Source organism: Streptomyces sp. NBC_00203 (genome assembly GCF_045206325.1).
Classification (GTDB): Bacteria; Actinomycetota; Actinomycetes; order Streptomycetales; family Streptomycetaceae; genus Streptomyces; species Streptomyces lutosisoli.
In genome coordinates, this window is record NZ_CP108126.1 from 9052025 (window position 1) to 9067825 (window position 15801).

Here is a 15801-nt window from a genome sequence, read left to right on the forward strand (position 1 = left end):
AGGAGTAACGAGCCCGGCGCCACGGGGTTGTGTGCCCTACGCCTCGTACCCCGGACGGGTGGTGACGGGAGGTCAGAGGTTGACGTATCACCCGCCCCTCACCCGCCCCCGCCCTCGCCCGGTCAAGGGCTCAGTACCACCTTGCCGAGGTTGCCCCGCGACTCGATCGCCTCGTGCGCCTTCGCGGCGTCCTCCAGCGCGAACTCCCCGTGCACGGCGGGCTTCAGCGCACCGTCCGTGAACAGCTGCCACAGCTCCTGCCGCCACCGCTCGTACAGCTCCGGCTCCCCGCGGGCGATCCGCGCCATCTGGAATCCGATCACCGACTTGGCGCCCACCAGCAGGTCGTACGCCTGTACAGTCCCGCCGCCCGAGCTGTATGCGACCAGCCTCCCGCCCGGCGTCAGCGCGGCGACGGCCGGGGTGAGCAGGTCGCCGCCGACCGCGTCGAGGACGTAGTCGACGGGGGTGCCCCAGTCGCCGCTTTCGTACGTGATCACCTCGTCGGCGCCGAGACAGCGCACGAACTTCGCCTTCCCGGGGGCGGACACCGCACCGACGACACGCGACGCGCCCCGCAGCCGGGCGAGTTGGACGGCGAGATGGCCGACCCCACTGGCCGCCGCCGTGACGAGCGCCGACTCACCGTGGAGGGGGCGCGCCGCTTCCAGGGCGCCGAGCGCGACCAGCCCGCTGCGGACGAGGGCGACGGCGTCGAGGGCGCTCGCGCTGCCGGGGACGGGCGTGGCCATGGCCTCGTGCAGGAGCGCATAGTCGGCGTACCCGTGCCCGAAGCAGAGCCCGGTGACACGGTCGCCCGCACGGAAGCGGGTGACGCCCTCGCCCGCGGTGACGACCTCCCCGGCGACCTCGCCGCCGAGCGGGATCGGCTCGGCCGCCTCGGTCACCTTGCGTACGACGGGGAGGGTCACGCCGATCGCCTCGGCGCGGACCAGCAGCTCGCCGGGCCCGGCGGTGGGCACGGGGACGTCTTCCAGGAACAGCGGGCCGCCGGTGTGCTCGTAGCGGACGCGACGCATCGCACCTCCAGGGGTGTCGAAAGTCATTGGGAGCCCCAACGGTATCCGGGGATTCGTTGGGAAGTCCAACGGTTATTCGCTATCCTGGCGGCATGTCCGCCCCCCTGTCCTCTATCCGCGCCCTCCCCAGCTGGCTCCTCGGCCGGGCCGCCGCCCGCGGTCGCACCCTTGTCGCCGAGGCCCTGGCCGCCGAGGGCATGAAGATGTGGCACCACGTGGCGCTCTCCGCCGTCTCCGACCTCGGTCCCGTCGCCCAGGCCGAGCTGGGCCGCGGCATTCAGCTCGACCCGAAGGATCTCGTCGGCGTCCTCAACGACCTTCAGGCCGCGGGGCTGGTCGTCCGTGAACCGGACCCGAGGGACCGCCGCAAGAACGCGGTGTCGATCACCGAGGAGGGTGCCCGGCTGCTCAAGCGCTGCGAGAAGGCGGGCCGTGAGGCGAACGACGTCCTGATGGCCCCGCTCTCGGCCGCCGAACGTGAGCAGTTCATGGGCTTGTTGATCCGGATTTCCGGTACGGACGGCTGACGCAAGCTAACGTTCCGTCATGACCGCACCCGAAGCCGAACCCCGGCCCGCCCTCGACCCCGCGCGCACGGCCCTCGTGCTCGTCGACCTGATGGACCGCATCGTCGCGCTGCCCCTGGAGCCCCGTAAAGGCACCGAAGCCCTCTCCACGGCCGAGGAGTTGGCCGTGGCCTTCCGGAAGACGGGCGCGCTGGTCGTCCTCATCCGGGTCGAGCGGCCCGGAGTCGCCGAGCAGCCGTCCGGCAGCGGACTCGCCGCCGGGCTCGCGGCGGAGGGCGACATCGAGATCGTGAAGCGCACCATCGGCGGCTTCCAGGGCACCGGCCTCGACGAGCGGCTGCGCGAACACGGCATCACCACGCTCGTGTTCGGCGGGATCGCCACCAACCTGGGCGTCGAGTCGACCGCCCGCGCCGCAGGCGACCTCGGCTATGACCTCGTCTTCGCCGAGGACGCCATGGCCGCGTTCACCGCCGCCGAACACGACGCCTCCGTGCGCCTGGACTTTCCGCGCCTGGGCACGGTGGTGACGGCGGCGCAGGTGCACTTCGGGGCGGGCTGATCGACGGCAACGTACGGCGAGTGAGCCACAGGCTTCTGCGCCCCGGAGGCGAACCGAGCCTTAAAAAGAGCGGGGCGGCCCGTCCGGCGCAGGGGGCGCTCCCCGCCGTTCGGGCCCCCGCCGCCGTGACGCGGGGGAGCCGGTCAGCCCTGGGCGGCCGCGGCCCGCAGGGCTATGCGGTGCTCACCCGCGTACACGTTCATGGAGGCGCCGCGCAGGAAGCCGACCAGGGTCAGGCCTGTCTCCGCCGCCAGGTCGACCGCCAGGGACGACGGGGCCGAGACCGCCGCGAGCACCGGGATGCCCGCCATCACCGCCTTCTGCGCCAGCTCGAAGGAGGCCCGCCCCGAGACCAGCAGGACCGTCCGGGAGAGCGGGAGCGTGCCGTTCTGCAGGGCGCGGCCGACCAGCTTGTCCACCGCGTTGTGCCGGCCCACGTCCTCACGTATGTCGACCAGCTCGCCCTCCTCCGTGAACAGCGCGGCCGCGTGCAGGCCCCCGGTCCGGTCGAAGACCTGCTGGGCCGCCCGCAGCCGGTCGGGGAGGCTGGCGAGCAGCTCGGGTTCCAGCCGGACCGGGGGAGTGGTGTCGCCCTTCGTGTCGTCGATCGCCCAGCGGGCCGTCGTCCGGACCGCGTCCAGGCTCGCCTTGCCGCACAGGCCGCAGGAGGACGTCGTGTACACGTTGCGTTCGAGCGAGATGTCGGGGATGACGACGCCGGGCGCCGTCCGTACGTCGACGATGTTGTACGTGTTGGAGCCGTCGACGGTGGCGCCCGCGCAGTACACGATGTTCTGCAGTTCGTCGGCCTCGCCCAGCACTCCCTCGCTGACCAGGAAGCCCGCGGCGAGCGCGAAGTCGTCGCCCGGCGTGCGCATGGTGATCGCGAGCGGTTTGCCGTTGAGCCGGATCTCCAGTGGTTCCTCGGCGACGAGCGTGTCCGGGCGGGTGCTCACGGCCCCGTCCCGGATGCGGATCACCTTGCGTCGTTCCGTGACTCGTCCCATGTCCTGATCAGTCCCGGTTCTGTCCGTGCTGGTGGCCGAAGCGGCCCTTGATGCGGAGGTTGCCGTGGGTCACCGGGTCGTCCGGAGAGGTGACCTTCACGCTCTCATTGTCCTGCACGTGCGTGGTGAGCCGGCAGCCCACCCCGGGCCGAGGGCCGCCGGGAGACCGGCGACCCTCGGTGTGTGCCACGCGCCCGGCTCAGCCCTTCGGCGGCGCGGCCCTCCGGGCCGGGTGTCCTCACGCCGCGGTCCGCAGCGCGAGCAGATCCGAGATGGCATGGACGGTACGGAGCGTCGGCACCGGAACCTCGGTGATCTCCGCCAGTTCCACGACGGCCGCGAGCAGCACGTCGAGTTCGAGCGGCTTGCCGCGCTCCAGGTCCTGGAGCGTGGACGTGCGGTGGTCGCCGACGCGCTCGGCACCGGCAAGGCGCCGCTCGATGGACACGCCCACCTTGCAGCCGAGGGCCTCGGCGACGGCGAGCGTCTCGGTCATCATGATCTCGATGACCTTGCGCGTGCCGCCGTGCAGGCACATCTGCCGCATCGTGGCGCGGGCCAGCGCGCTGATCGGGTTGAAGGAGATGTTGCCGAGCAGCTTGAGCCAGATGTCGTTGCGCAGGTCCTGTTCGACCGGGCATTTGAGACCGCCCGTCTGCATGGCCTCGCTGAACGCCTGGCAGCGCGCGGAGCGGGAGCGGTCCGGTTCGCCGATGGAGAACCGGGTGCCTTCGAGATGGCGTACGACTCCTGGTCCTTCGAGCTCGGTCGCGGCGTACACGACACACCCGATGGCACGTTCGGGCGCGAGCACCGCACTGACCGTGCCGCCGGGGTCCACACTCTCGATCCGGTGGCCGTCGTGCGGGCCGCCGTGCCGGTGGAAGTACCACCAGGGGATGCCGTTCTGGGCGGCGATCACCGCCGTGGTGTCGTGCAACAAGGGCTCGATCAGCGGCCCGCACGCCGCGTACGAGTTGGCCTTGAGGCCCAGGAACACAAAGTCGACCGGACCGATCTCGGCCGGGTCGTCGGTGGCGTGGGCCCGTGCGGTGAAGTCTCCGCGCGGGCTGAGGACTCTTACTCCGTGCTGCCTCATGGCCGCCAGATGCGGTCCACGGGCGACGAGGTGCACATCGGCGCCTGCGCGGTGCAGCGCGGCGCCGACGTAGGCGCCGATCGCACCGGCGCCGAGAACTGCGACTTTCACTGTGTGGCGCTCCGTTCGGTCGAGGGTACCGAGGGGCTGTCGAACTCTGTCGACGGAATATTGTCTACAGGATGGAAGGGGTGCCAGCAAGAGGTCGGGCGGTACCCGGGTGGGCTTTTGTACGGCGATCACGGGACCGTCCGTCCGGCTCCACCGACCGTTCGTCGCGCCAGGGGTACCGCTCATCGCATACGGTCGACCAGTTTCTGCTGTGCGACTTCCCCATCGGACAACCGCTTCCTATCGTTCGGGATCATGAGCCCCCCTGTCGCACCGCCCGGTTGGAGCCGCTGGCTCGTCCCGCCGGCCGCTCTGTCGGTCCATCTCTCCATCGGCCAGGCCTACGCCTGGAGCGTCTACAAACCGTCGCTCGAATCCGCGCTCGACCTCAGCGGAACCCAGAGCGCGCTCCCCTTCCAGCTCGGCATCGTCATGCTCGGCCTGTCGGCCGCGTTCGGCGGCACGCTCGTCGAGCGCAACGGGCCGCGCTGGGCGATGACCGTCGCCCTGATCTGCTTCTCCTCCGGCTTCCTGATCGCCTCGCTCGGCGCGGCCACCGAGCAGTACTGGCTGATCGTCTTCGGGTACGGCTTCGTCGGCGGGATAGGCCTCGGCATCGGCTACATCTCGCCCGTCTCGACTCTGATCAAGTGGTTTCCGGACAGGCCCGGCATGGCCACCGGCATCGCGATCATGGGCTTCGGCGGCGGCGCGCTGATCGCCTCACCGTGGTCCACGCAGATGCTGAAGTCGTTCGGCTCCGACTCCTCCGGGATCGCGAAGGCGTTCCTCGTGCACGGGCTGACGTACGCCGTCTTCATGTCGCTCGGTGTCCTGCTGGTGCGGGTGCCGCGCACCGAGAAGCCGGTCGCGTCCGGCCCCAGCTCGCTGGACGGTGTGCAGGTGTCCGCCCGGAACGCCGTACGCACCCCGCAGTTCTGGTGCCTGTGGGTCGTGCTCTGCATGAACGTGACCGCGGGCATCGGCATCCTGGAGAAGGCCGCCCCGATGATCACGGACTTCTTCGCGGACACCTCCACGCCCGTGTCCGTCTCCGCGGCCGCCGGATTCGTCGCGCTGCTGTCGGCCGCCAACATGGCGGGCCGTATCGGCTGGTCCTCGACGTCCGACCTGATCGGGCGCAAGAACATCTACCGGGTCTATCTCGGGGTCGGCGCGCTGATGTACGCGCTCATCGCCTGGTTCGGGGACTCCTCGAAGCCGCTGTTCATCCTCTGCGCGCTGGTGATCCTCTCGTTCTACGGGGGCGGCTTCGCGACGATCCCCGCTTACCTGAAGGATCTCTTCGGCACCTACCAGGTCGGTGCGATCCACGGCCGGCTGCTCACCGCGTGGTCCACGGCGGGCGTCCTGGGCCCGCTGATCGTCAACTGGATCGCGGACCACCAGGAGGCGGCGGGCAAGCACGGCTCGTCCCTCTACGGCCTCTCGTTCCTGATCATGATCGGCCTGCTCGCCGTCGGCTTCGTCGCCAATGAGCTCGTACGACCCGTCCATGCCCGGCACCACATTCCCGCACCGAGGGAGGCCGTCGATGTCGAACAGCAGCAGTCAGAGTCCGCCTGACCGGAGGCCGTTGATCGTCTTCGCCTGGCTCTGGGTGGGCGCTCCGCTTGGTTACGGAGTGTACGAACTTGTGCTGAAAGCGAAGCAATTGTTCACAGGGTGATCCAGGCACACGTACGGACGGTGTTCGGGCGTCCGAGGGTCTGACAGAAGCCGACAAGCCTGGCGCCCCTTTCCTGTGGCATCACCTGCCGCCGTACCCGCGAGTCACTGATCAGACTGGAGGATCCCGCTACCCAAGGCAACGAGGGGGACCACTCATGAACGGCTCACGGATCGCCGCCGTCGGCCATTACCAGCCCGCCAAGGTACTCACCAACGAGGACCTGGCGGGCCTGGTCGACACCAACGACGAGTGGATCAGGAGCCGGGTGGGTATCCGCACCCGTCATATCGCCGGGCCCGACGAGCCGGTCGACGAGCTGGCCGCGCACGCCGCCGCCAAGGCACTCGCGGCGGCGGGCCTCGTCCCGGCCGATATCGATCTGGTCCTGGTCGCCACCTCCACGGCCGTCGACCGCTCCCCGAACATGGCCGCCCGGGTCTCCGCGCGCCTCGGCATCCCGTCCCCGGCCGCCATGGACGTCAACGTCGTCTGCGCGGGCTTCACGCACGCCCTCGCCACCGCCGACCACACCGTGCGCGCGGGTGCGGCGACCCGGGCGCTGGTGATCGGCGCCGACAAGATGTCCGACGTGACGGACTGGACCGACCGCACGACGTGTGTGCTGGTCGGGGACGGTGCGGGGGCCGCCGTCGTCGAGGCCTGTCCGTCCGGGGAGGAGCCCGGCATCGGTCCGGTGCTGTGGGGCTCGGTGCCCGAGATGGGGCACGCCGTGCGCATCGAGGGCACGCCGTCGCGGTTCGCGCAGGAGGGGCAGAGCGTCTACCGCTGGGCGACGACCCAGCTGCCGTCGATCGCGCGCAAGGCCTGCGAGCGCGCGGGCTTCGCCCCCGAGGAGCTCGCCGGAGTCGTGCTGCACCAGGCGAACCTGCGCATCATCGAGCCCCTCGCCGGGAAGATCGGCGCCGTGAACGCCGTCGTCGCACGGGATGTCACCGACTCGGGGAACACGTCCGCCGCGAGCATTCCGCTCGCCTTCTCCAAGCTCGTCGAGCGCGGGGAGATCTCCTCGGGCGACCCCGTCCTGCTGTTCGGCTTCGGCGGAAACCTGTCGTACGCCGGCCAGGTCGTCCGCTGCCCGTGAGTCGACCGTGAGCTGCTCGTACGATCCCTCACACGCCCCCATGCGACAAGCCCAACTCCTGTGCCTCCTGGCGTTTGTGCGCCGTAGACTGTAGGCGAAAGACAATTCATAATTGACTTTCCTATCGCGGCGACGGCGCTGCCCAGGAGGGACCGTGATGTTGTCGACAGGACTGCCGCAGGGAGCGGTGCCCAAGCTCGAACGGCCCGGCCCGCTGCGTGACCGTGTCTACGAAGCACTGCTCGAACTCATCACCACCCGAGCCCTCCAGCCCGGCCAGCACCTCGTCGAGAGCGAACTCGCCGGGCACCTCGGGGTGTCCCGGCAGCCCGTGCGCGAGGCCCTGCAACGGCTCAGCACCGACGGCTGGGTCGATCTGCGGCCGGCCCAGGGCGCGTTCGTGCACGAACCCACCGAGGAGGAGGCGGACCAGCTCCTCACGGTCCGTACGCTCCTGGAGGCCGAAGCCGCCCGGCTCGCCGCCGCCAACGCGGGCAGCGAGGCCATAGCCACGCTCGAAGAGCTGTGCGCGGAGGGCGAGCGGGCGGTCGCCGCCGACGACGTGGACGCCGCGGTCGCGATGAACGCCCGGCTCCACGCCAAGATCATGGAGCTCGCCGGCAACACGGTCCTCGCCGAGCTCGCCGCGCAGGTCGACCGGCGTGTCCGCTGGTACTACACGCCGGTCGCCCGGCAGCGCGGCCAGCAGTCCTGGATCGAGCACCGTGAGCTGATCGCGGCGATCGCGGACCGCGACGAGCAGCGCGCCACGGCGGTCATGCGCGCCCACACGGAACACACGCGGAAGATGTACCACGAGCGCGAGAAGTAGCCGGCCGGTTCCTGGAACGTGGTCGGCCGGTTCGGTTCCCGGAACGTGAGAGACCGTCAGGCCACGGCCGCCGGGGACTCGGCAGCGGGCCGGCACGGTGACCACCGGGCCTCCGCGCCCAGCATCGCCACCAACACCCCGACCAGCGCGAGGAGTTCGACGACCGCCGACAGGCGGATGCCGAGCAGCGCGGTGGCCAGGGCGACGGGCACGGCGGCCGCGCGGTAGCTCACCGGGAAGAGCCGCAGCACCGCCCGGAACGCCACGTCCCCCGTGAGGAAGAGGGCGACCCCGCCCGCGAGCGCGAGAGCCGGACCGGTGTGCAGATGCTCGGTGAGATGCCCGAGCGTCTTCTTCACACCCGCCGCGAAGTAGGCGATGCCGAGCAGCATGGGCAGGAAGGCGTAGTAGTAGGCGTTCATCGCCAGGCGCCAGCGCCGGTCCGGCGCCGTCGCCGTGAACGCGACCTCCGCGCCGTGCTCGTCGCGCACGAAGTACGTCCACCACAGCGCGGCGGTCAGCGCGAGAGCGAGGAAGGCTCCGCCGAACAGGTCCGCCGTGAGCGGCAGATGGCCGATGCCGATGCCGATCGCGATGACGGACTCGCCGAACGCGACGATCAGCAGCAGCCCGTGCCGCTCCACGAAGTGGGCCGGGTCGAGAGCGCCCAACTGGGTGCGCAGCCGCGCGGCGTCGCGTCCGTCCCGGCGCCGCGGACCGTGCTCGGCGATGAACGGCGTGACGAACTGCAGCACCAGCGCGAGCAGCCACAGCCCGTCGGCGACGAGACCGTGGAACAGTCCCGCCGCCGTGACCGACAGCGCGGCCAAGGAGTTCGGCACCGCGTACCAGATGACATCGCGGCCATGGCTACGGGTGTAGAGCGCGCTGTGCACGAGCACCACGGCCAGGAAACCGAGGCCGAAGACGACTCCGCCGTCGTCGAAGGCGCGCGGGATGGCCAGCGCGCACACCAGGAACGCGCCCATGCCCAGCATCAGGAGGAGCCGCCGCGAAGGCCGGTCGGGCGGCACCTGGTTGGTGAGATACGCGTACGCGCCGTACATCCAGAACAGCACCACGAAGATCAGCGCGACGCGCGCCGCCGTCGCGAACGACAGGTCGGCGGCGAGCAGCACGGTGAGCTGCGTGAGGGTGAAGACGAAGACCAGGTCGAAGAAGAGCTCCAGGGTGCTGACTCTGCGCCCTGCCTCGTCAACTGCCGTGTGCCCAGCTGTGTTTGCGGCTGGGTGCTCTGTCCTGTCCGCTGCCGTGTTCATGTGTTCCCCCCGAAACCGATCGATGCCCAGATCGTATGCGGCCTCCGCGGCTGATTGCAGACCTCGCTTTGTCCTGTGAGTGGAGAAAGTTGACGGCAATTCGTGCGCAACTTCTTCCCACTCCCGGCAGCCACTGCTACGTTCCCCTCGAAAGCACGACCGGCGAGGTGGCCGGAACTCGACGCAGGCGCAAGCCGATTGAGGCGGGGAGGGGCTCGTGAGACGGATGACGGCACGACCCGCGAACGCGCACCAGGCCCGGCTGCTACGCCTGTTGCGCGACGGCGGCCCCAACTCCCGTGCCCAGCTGGGCGATCAGATCGACCTCTCCCGGTCGAAGCTGGCCGTCGAGGTGGACCGGCTGCTGGAGACGGGCCTGATCGTGGCCGACGGACTCGCCGCATCCCGCGGCGGCCGCCGCTCCCACAACATCCGGCTCGCGCCCGCCCTGCGCTTCCTGGGCGTCGACATCGGCGCGACCTCGATCGACGTCGCCGTCACCAACGCGGAACTCGAAGTGCTCGGGCACATCAACCAGCCCATGGACGTACGCGAGGGCCCGGTCGCGGTCTTCGAGCAAGTCCTCGCCATGGCCGCCAAGTTGAGGACCTCAGGACTTGCGGAGGGGTTCGACGGCGCCGGGATCGGCGTACCCGGTCCCGTCCGCTTCCCCGAGGGCGTTCCGGTCGCACCGCCGATCATGCCCGGCTGGGACGGCTTCCCCGTCCGCGAGGCGCTCAGTCAGGACCTCGGCTGTCCGGTCATGGTCGACAACGACGTGAACCTGATGGCCATGGGGGAGCAGCACGCGGGCGTCGCACGTTCCGTGGGCGACTTCCTCTGCGTCAAGATCGGCACGGGTATCGGCTGCGGCATCGTCGTCGGCGGTGAGGTCTACCGCGGTACGACGGGCAGCGCCGGCGACATCGGGCACATCCAGGCCGTGCCCGACGGGCGACCGTGCGCCTGCGGCAACCGGGGTTGTCTGGAGGCCCACTTCAGTGGCGCGGCGCTCGCGCGGGATGCCACGGAGGCCGCCCAGCAGGGCCTTTCGATGGAACTCGCGACGCGGCTGGAGACCAACGGCAGCCTCAGCGCCGTCGACGTCGCCGCCGCGGCCGCCGCGGGCGACGCCACCGCACTCGATCTGATCCGCGAGGGCGGCAACCGTACCGGTCAGGTCATCGCGGGCCTTGTCAGCTTCTTCAATCCGGGCCTGGTGGTGATCGGCGGCGGGGTGACGGGTCTCGGCCACACCCTGCTCGCCGCGATCCGCACCCAGGTCTACCGCCAGTCGCTGCCCCTGGCGACCGGCAATCTCCCCATCGTCCTAGGAGAGTTGGGACCCACCGCCGGAGTCATCGGCGCGGCCCGGCTCATCAGCGACCACCTGTTCTCACCCGCGTAAGGCCCGAGGCCGGTACAGCCTCCCGTCACATACCTCATGTCACCTCACCAGTACAGCGCCCTGCTCTGCCGCGCCCTGAAGTCGCTTGCCCTGTAAGCGCCCTGCCCTGAAACCGGTCCGCACGCCCGCCAAGGGGAACCGTCATGGCACCAGAACCACCGCTGCTCACCATGTCCGGCATCACCAAGTCCTTCCCCGGAGTCCGGGCCCTCGACGGCGTCGACCTCGACGTCCAGGCCGGCGAGGTGCACTGCCTGCTCGGCCAGAACGGCGCCGGAAAGTCCACGCTCATCAAGGTCCTGGCCGGCGCCCACCAGCCCGACGGCGGCGCCATCGGCTGGCGCGGTGAACGGGTCACCCTCAGGTCGCCGATCGCCGCCATGCGCCTCGGCATCGCCACCATCTACCAGGAACTCGACCTGGTGGAGGGCCTGTCGGTCGCCGAGAACGTCCATCTCGGCCATGAACCCACGGCCGCCGGCTTCGTCGTACGGGGAAAGACCGCACGGGCATCAACTAGCGCACTCCTCAAGCGACTTGGGCATCCCGAGATCGACCCGGCGCGACTCGTCGGCGAGCTGTCGGCGGCCCAGCGGCAGATCGTTTCCATGGCCCGGGCGCTCTCCCACGAGGTACGCCTGATCGTCATGGACGAACCGTCCGCGGCCCTCGACCCCGACGAGGTCGACAACCTCTTCCGCATCGTGGGCGATCTGACCGCGGACGGAGTCGCCGTCGTCTACATCTCGCACCGTCTGGAGGAGATCCGCCGCATCGGCGACCGTGTGACCGTGCTGAAGGACGGGCGCGCGGTGGCGGGTGGACTCCCCGCGAAGTCCACTCCGACGCGCGAGGTCGTGGCGCTGATGACGGGGCGCAATGTCGAGTACGTCTTCCCGGAACGGCCCCGGTCACGGCCACCCGGTGAGCCCGTCCTCACGGTCCGAGGTCTCGCCCGCGAAGGCGAGTTCGCGCCGCTCGACCTCGATCTGCGCCCCGGCGAGATCGTCGGGCTGGCCGGACTTGTCGGCTCCGGCCGCTCCGAGATCCTGGAGACGATCTACGGAGCCCGCAAACCGACGGCCGGTCAAGTGAGCCTGAACGGCCGCGTGTTGCGCCCCGGCAGCGTCCGCGCCGCCGTCCGCGCCGGACTCGGGCTCGCCCCCGAGGAGCGCAAGGCGCAGGGCCTGCTGATGCTGGAGTCCGTCACCCGCAATGTGTCGGTGTCGTCCATGTCCCGCTTCGCGCACGGGGGCTGGATCGACCGGCGCGCCGAACGCGGCGCGGCGCGGGCGGCGACGCGCGAGCTGTCCCTGCGCCCCGACAACCCGTCGGTGCCGGTCCGGACGCTGTCCGGCGGCAACCAGCAGAAGGCCGTCCTGGCGCGCTGGCTGCTGCGCGGCTGCCGCGTACTGCTCCTCGACGAACCCACCCGAGGGGTCGACGTCGGCGCCCGCGCCGAGCTGTACGCGGTGATCCGCCGCCTCGCCGACGAAGGCCTCGCCGTGCTGCTGGTCTCCAGCGAAGTGCCCGAAGTGCTGGGGCTCGCCGACCGCGTCCTGGTGCTTCGCGAGGGGCGCGTCGTCCATACGGCGCCCGCCCGCGAACTCGACGAACACCGCGTACTCGATCTCGTCATGGAAGGAAGCCCGGTGGCCGATGAAGGGAGCCCGGCGTCGTGACGCAGCCCGTATCCCCGCCCAGGGATGACACCCCCAAGGTGTCACCGCTCAAGGAACACGCCCCGTGGCGCACGCTCGCGGCCGCCGCCGACCTCCGTACGCTCTCGCTCCTCGGCGTACTCGCCGCCCTGATCGTCATCGGCGGCATCACCAAACCCGACGAGTTCCTCGACACCCGCAACCTCCAACTCGTCCTCACCCAGGCCTCGGTGATCGGTGTCGTCACGGTCGGCATGACCTTCGTCATCACCTCCGGCGGCATCGACCTGTCGGTCGGCGCGATCGTCGCGCTCTCCTCGGTGTGGGCGACCACGGTCGCCACGCAGGAGTACGGTTTCGCCGGCATCCTCTTCACCGCGGTGCTCGTCGGCGTCGGCTGCGGCCTGGTCAACGGCCTGCTCATCGCGTACGGCGGGATGGTCCCGTTCATCGCCACCCTCGCCATGCTCGCCTCGGCCCGCGGACTCGCACTCCAGATCACCGACGGCAAGACCCAGATCGTCAGCGTCAACGGGATCCTGAAGCTCGGCGAGCGCGACTCGTACGTCCTCGGCATACCGCCCCTGGTGCTCGTCTTCGCCGTCGTCACCGTCATCGGCTGGCTGATCCTCAACCGCACCACCTTCGGCCGCCGCACGATCGCCGTCGGCGGCAACGCGGAGGCGGCCCGGCTCGCCGGCATCGACGTGCGGCGCCAGCGGCTGTACCTCTATCTGCTCTCCGGACTGTGCTGCGGCATCGCTGCCTTCCTGCTGATCATCCTGTCCGGCTCGGGTCAGAACACCAACGGCAACCTGTACGAACTCGACGCGATCGCGGCCGCGATCATCGGCGGCACGCTGCTGAGCGGCGGCCGCGGCACCATCACCGGCTCCGTGCTCGGCGTCCTGATCTTCACGACGATCACCAACATCTTCGCGCTGAACAACCTCCAGAGCGACGTCCAGCAGATCGCCAAGGGCGCGATCATCGTCGCCGCGGTCCTGGTCCAGCGGCGCACAGCGCACACCACCTGAGCCGTAGGGGGTGTTTCCCCCTGGCGCACCACAGACCTGACACGGGAAGGGTCCACCGCCATGCCAGAACCCACGAGCATCACCAGCCGCAGAGGACTGCTCTTCGGGACCGCCGCCGTCTCGGCCGGTGCCTTCCTCGTCGGCTGCACCAGCAACGACACCAAGGACGAGGAGCCGGCCGCGAACAGCCGGCCGGCCGCCGACGACAAGCCCGGCAAACACGTCACCATCGGCTTCGCCGGCCCGCAGGCCGACCACGGCTGGCTCAACGCGATCAATGACAACGCCAAGAGCCGGGCCAAGAAGTACTCGGACGTCACCCTGGAGATCACCGAGGGCTCCAACGACACGGCCGCGCAGATCGGCCAGATCGAAACGCTGATCAACAAGAAGGTGGACGTCCTGGTCGTCCTGCCCGCCGACGGCAAGGCGCTCACCCAGGTCGGCCTCCAGGCGATGCGCGCAGGCATCCCCGTCGTCAATCTCGACCGTATCTTCAACTCCCCGCAGGCGTACCGCTGTTGGATCGGCGGCGACAACTACGGCATGGGCCTCAGCGCCGGGCACTACATCGGCGAGAAGCTCAAGGACAAGAAGGACGCCCGCGTCATCGAACTCGCCGGGCTCGACAACCTGGAGCTCACCAAGCAGCGCACCCAGGGCTTCGACGCGGCCCTCAAGAACTACCCGAACATCAAGAAGGTCGCCCGGCAGGCCGCCGAGTTCACCGTCGAGTCCGGGCAGGCCAAGATGGCCCAACTCCTCCAGGCCCAGTCGAAGTTCGACGCCCTGTGGAACCACGACGACGACCAGGGCGTGGGCGCGCTACGCGCCATCAAGCAGGCCGGGCGCGACGACTTCCTGATGGTCGGCGGCGCGGGCGCGCTCTCCGCCTTCCAGGCCATCGACGCCGACAACAGCGTGCTCAAGGCCACCGTCCTGTACCCGCCGACCATGGCCGCGTCCGCGATCGACCTCGCCCGCGCGCTCGGCCAGGGCAAGGGAGTCGGCGGCCTCGCCGAGTTCGAGATCCCCGCGTCGCTCACGCTGTACTCGGCCGTCGTCGACAAGGACAACGTCAAGCAGTACATGGCCACCGGCTTCAAGTGAGGAGTCCTGCCCCGGGGATCTGCCCGGCGGATCCGGCCGCGGCGGCGAGCGCCCCCGGAGCCCGCCCGGTGAGTCAGGCCCCCACCCCCCACCGCGCCACGACGACGAGGAGGACATTCCGCATGGCACAGCCGCAGCAGTCAGCAGGGACCGGGGGCGAGAAGCCGCCGCTCCGCGTCGGTATGGTCGGCTACGCCTTCATGGGCGCCGCCCACTCCCAGGGCTGGCGCACCGTAGGGCGCGTCTTCGACCTGCCCCGGCGTCCTGTCCTGGCCGCGATCTGCGGGCGGGACGGCGCCGCGGTGCGCGCGGCGGCCGACCGGCACGGCTGGGCCGCGGCCGAGACCGACTGGCGCGCCCTGATCGAACGGGACGACATCGACCTCGTCGACATCTGCACCCCGGGCGACAGCCATGCCGAGATCGCCCTCGCCGCGCTGGCCGCCGGCAAGCACGTGCTGTGCGAGAAGCCCCTCGCGAACACCGTCGAGGAGGCGACGGCCATGACGGCGGCGGCCGAAGAGGCAGGCGGGCGCGGTCAGTTGGCGATGGTCGGCTTCAACTACCGCCGCGTTCCCGCGACAGCACTGGCACGGCGGATGGTGGCCGAGGGCAGGCTGGGGAGCCTGCGGCACGTCAGGGTGACGTACCTTCAGGACTGGCTGGTCGACCCGGAGTTCCCGCTGACCTGGCGGCTGCGCAGGGAGCTGGCCGGGTCGGGCGCGCTCGGTGACTTGGGCGCGCACATCGTCGACCTCGCGCAGTATCTGGCGGGGGAGCGGCTGACCGGGGTGTCCGCGCTCACCGAGACCTTCGTACGGGAACGGCCGCTGTCCGGCGGACCGACCAGCGGTCTGACTGCCGTCTCGGCCGCCGGCACCGGACAGGTCACCGTGGACGACGCCGCCCTGTTCACCGGCCGCTTCGCCTCGGGCGCCCTCGCCTCCTTCGAGGCCACCCGCTACGCCACCGGCCGCAAGAACGCCCTGCGCATCGAACTCAACGGCGAGCTCGGCTCGTTGGCATTCGACCTGGAGCGCCTCAACGAACTCTCGTACCACGACGGTACGGAGCCCGGAGCGCACGCCGGCTTCCGGCGCATCCTCGTCACCGAACCCGACCACCCCTACCTGGAGGCCTGGTGGCCGCCGGGCCACGGCCTCGGCTACGAGCACACCTTCGTCCACCAGGCCCGCGACCTGATCCACGCGATCGCCGAGGGCCGCCGGCCCGAACCCTCCTTCGCCGACGGGCTGCAGGTGCAGCGCGTGCTGGCGGCGGTGGAGGAGAGCGCCGAGAAGAACTCCGTCTACACCCCCATAGCGGTCTGAG

The 15801-nt window shown here is 70.3% G+C and carries 14 protein-coding genes and 1 pseudogene; 10 read left to right on the forward strand and 5 right to left on the reverse strand.

Annotated features, from left to right (window positions below; all coding sequences use genetic code 11):
- Positions 1 to 122: 122 nt before the first annotated feature.
- Positions 123 to 1040, reverse strand: coding sequence for a zinc-binding alcohol dehydrogenase family protein (locus tag OG975_RS40175; protein ID WP_406334489.1), 918 nt, complete (start codon positions 1038 to 1040; stop codon positions 123 to 125).
- A 92-nt stretch (positions 1041 to 1132) separates the two neighbouring features.
- On the opposite strand from OG975_RS40175, the gene OG975_RS40180 reads away from it, so the two are divergent.
- Positions 1133 to 1567: a MarR family winged helix-turn-helix transcriptional regulator gene (locus OG975_RS40180; protein ID WP_406334490.1), complete on the forward strand. Its 435-nt coding sequence runs from the start codon at positions 1133 to 1135 to the stop codon at positions 1565 to 1567.
- Positions 1568 to 1586: 19 nt separating this feature from the next.
- Positions 1587 to 2129 (forward strand): isochorismatase family protein, encoded by a 543-nt coding sequence (locus OG975_RS40185; RefSeq protein WP_406334491.1) that lies wholly within the window; start codon positions 1587 to 1589, stop codon positions 2127 to 2129.
- A 143-nt stretch (positions 2130 to 2272) separates the two neighbouring features.
- Here the strand turns inward: OG975_RS40185 and fdhD are convergent, their stop codons facing one another.
- From fdhD to OG975_RS40200, 3 genes and pseudogenes are all read right to left on the reverse strand, one after another.
- Positions 2273 to 3136, reverse strand: a complete 864-nt coding sequence (fdhD, locus tag OG975_RS40190; protein ID WP_406334492.1) for a formate dehydrogenase accessory sulfurtransferase FdhD — start codon at positions 3134 to 3136, stop codon at positions 2273 to 2275.
- 7 nt (positions 3137 to 3143) lie between these two features.
- Positions 3144 to 3281 (reverse strand): annotated as a pseudogene (locus OG975_RS40195) (Fe-S-binding domain-containing protein); the annotation flags it as partial.
- Positions 3282 to 3374: 93 nt separating this feature from the next.
- Complete coding sequence (locus OG975_RS40200) at positions 3375 to 4346, reverse strand: 2-dehydropantoate 2-reductase (RefSeq protein WP_406334493.1); 972 nt, start codon at positions 4344 to 4346, stop codon at positions 3375 to 3377.
- Positions 4347 to 4601: 255 nt separating this feature from the next.
- Here OG975_RS40200 and OG975_RS40205 point away from each other — a divergent pair, with 255 nt between their 5' ends.
- The 3 genes from OG975_RS40205 (at position 4602) to OG975_RS40215 (ending at position 7973) form a co-directional block, all read left to right on the forward strand.
- Complete coding sequence (locus OG975_RS40205; protein WP_406334494.1) at positions 4602 to 5933, forward strand: OFA family MFS transporter; 1332 nt, start codon at positions 4602 to 4604, stop codon at positions 5931 to 5933.
- 260 nt (positions 5934 to 6193) lie between these two features.
- Entirely contained in the window at positions 6194 to 7141 is a 948-nt protein-coding gene (locus OG975_RS40210; protein ID WP_330308680.1) for a beta-ketoacyl-ACP synthase III, read from the forward strand.
- A 157-nt stretch (positions 7142 to 7298) separates the two neighbouring features.
- Positions 7299 to 7973 carry a GntR family transcriptional regulator gene (locus OG975_RS40215; protein ID WP_406334496.1) on the forward strand — a complete coding sequence of 225 codons (675 nt, stop codon included), beginning with the start codon at positions 7299 to 7301 and terminating at the stop codon, positions 7971 to 7973.
- 56 nt (positions 7974 to 8029) lie between these two features.
- Here OG975_RS40215 and OG975_RS40220 read toward each other — a convergent pair whose 3' ends face one another.
- Entirely contained in the window at positions 8030 to 9253 is a 1224-nt protein-coding gene (locus OG975_RS40220; RefSeq protein WP_406334497.1) for a low temperature requirement protein A, read from the reverse strand.
- Between the two features lie 226 nt (positions 9254 to 9479).
- On the opposite strand from OG975_RS40220, the gene OG975_RS40225 reads away from it, so the two are divergent.
- The 5 genes from OG975_RS40225 (at position 9480) to OG975_RS40245 (ending at position 15800) form a co-directional block, all read left to right on the forward strand.
- Positions 9480 to 10661 carry an ROK family transcriptional regulator gene (locus OG975_RS40225; RefSeq protein ID WP_330308682.1) on the forward strand — a complete coding sequence of 394 codons (1182 nt, stop codon included), beginning with the start codon at positions 9480 to 9482 and terminating at the stop codon, positions 10659 to 10661.
- A 143-nt stretch (positions 10662 to 10804) separates the two neighbouring features.
- Entirely contained in the window at positions 10805 to 12343 is a 1539-nt protein-coding gene (locus tag OG975_RS40230) for a sugar ABC transporter ATP-binding protein (protein WP_406334498.1), read from the forward strand.
- Positions 12340 to 13359, forward strand: coding sequence for an ABC transporter permease (locus OG975_RS40235; protein WP_406334500.1), 1020 nt, complete (start codon positions 12340 to 12342; stop codon positions 13357 to 13359). The genes OG975_RS40230 and OG975_RS40235 overlap by 4 nt, the downstream gene beginning before the upstream one ends.
- A gap of 60 nt (positions 13360 to 13419) precedes the next feature.
- On the forward strand, positions 13420 to 14469 hold the full coding sequence (locus tag OG975_RS40240) for a substrate-binding domain-containing protein (protein WP_406334501.1): 1050 nt from the start codon (positions 13420 to 13422) through the stop codon (positions 14467 to 14469).
- A gap of 122 nt (positions 14470 to 14591) precedes the next feature.
- Positions 14592 to 15800, forward strand: a complete 1209-nt coding sequence (locus OG975_RS40245; RefSeq protein ID WP_406334502.1) for a Gfo/Idh/MocA family protein — start codon at positions 14592 to 14594, stop codon at positions 15798 to 15800.
- Position 15801: the final 1 nt, after the last annotated feature.

Excerpts from the sequence above, each read along its gene's own strand:
- OG975_RS40175 (WP_406334489.1), bottom strand. The coding sequence starts at position 1,040 with ATGCGTCGCGTCCGCTACGAGCACACCGGCGGCCCGCTGTTCCTGGAA.
- OG975_RS40180 (WP_406334490.1), top strand. The coding sequence starts at position 1,133 with ATGTCCGCCCCCCTGTCCTCTATCCGCGCCCTCCCCAGCTGGCTCCTC.
- OG975_RS40185 (WP_406334491.1), top strand. The coding sequence starts at position 1,587 with ATGACCGCACCCGAAGCCGAACCCCGGCCCGCCCTCGACCCCGCGCGC.
- fdhD (WP_406334492.1), bottom strand. The coding sequence starts at position 3,136 with ATGGGACGAGTCACGGAACGACGCAAGGTGATCCGCATCCGGGACGGG.
- OG975_RS40205 (WP_406334494.1), top strand. The coding sequence starts at position 4,602 with ATGAGCCCCCCTGTCGCACCGCCCGGTTGGAGCCGCTGGCTCGTCCCG.
- OG975_RS40210 (WP_330308680.1), top strand. The coding sequence starts at position 6,194 with ATGAACGGCTCACGGATCGCCGCCGTCGGCCATTACCAGCCCGCCAAG.
- OG975_RS40215 (WP_406334496.1), top strand. The coding sequence starts at position 7,299 with ATGTTGTCGACAGGACTGCCGCAGGGAGCGGTGCCCAAGCTCGAACGG.
- OG975_RS40220 (WP_406334497.1), bottom strand. The coding sequence starts at position 9,253 with ATGAACACGGCAGCGGACAGGACAGAGCACCCAGCCGCAAACACAGCT.
- OG975_RS40225 (WP_330308682.1), top strand. The coding sequence starts at position 9,480 with ATGACGGCACGACCCGCGAACGCGCACCAGGCCCGGCTGCTACGCCTG.
- OG975_RS40230 (WP_406334498.1), top strand. The coding sequence starts at position 10,805 with ATGGCACCAGAACCACCGCTGCTCACCATGTCCGGCATCACCAAGTCC.
- OG975_RS40240 (WP_406334501.1), top strand. The coding sequence starts at position 13,420 with ATGCCAGAACCCACGAGCATCACCAGCCGCAGAGGACTGCTCTTCGGG.
- OG975_RS40245 (WP_406334502.1), top strand. The coding sequence starts at position 14,592 with ATGGCACAGCCGCAGCAGTCAGCAGGGACCGGGGGCGAGAAGCCGCCG.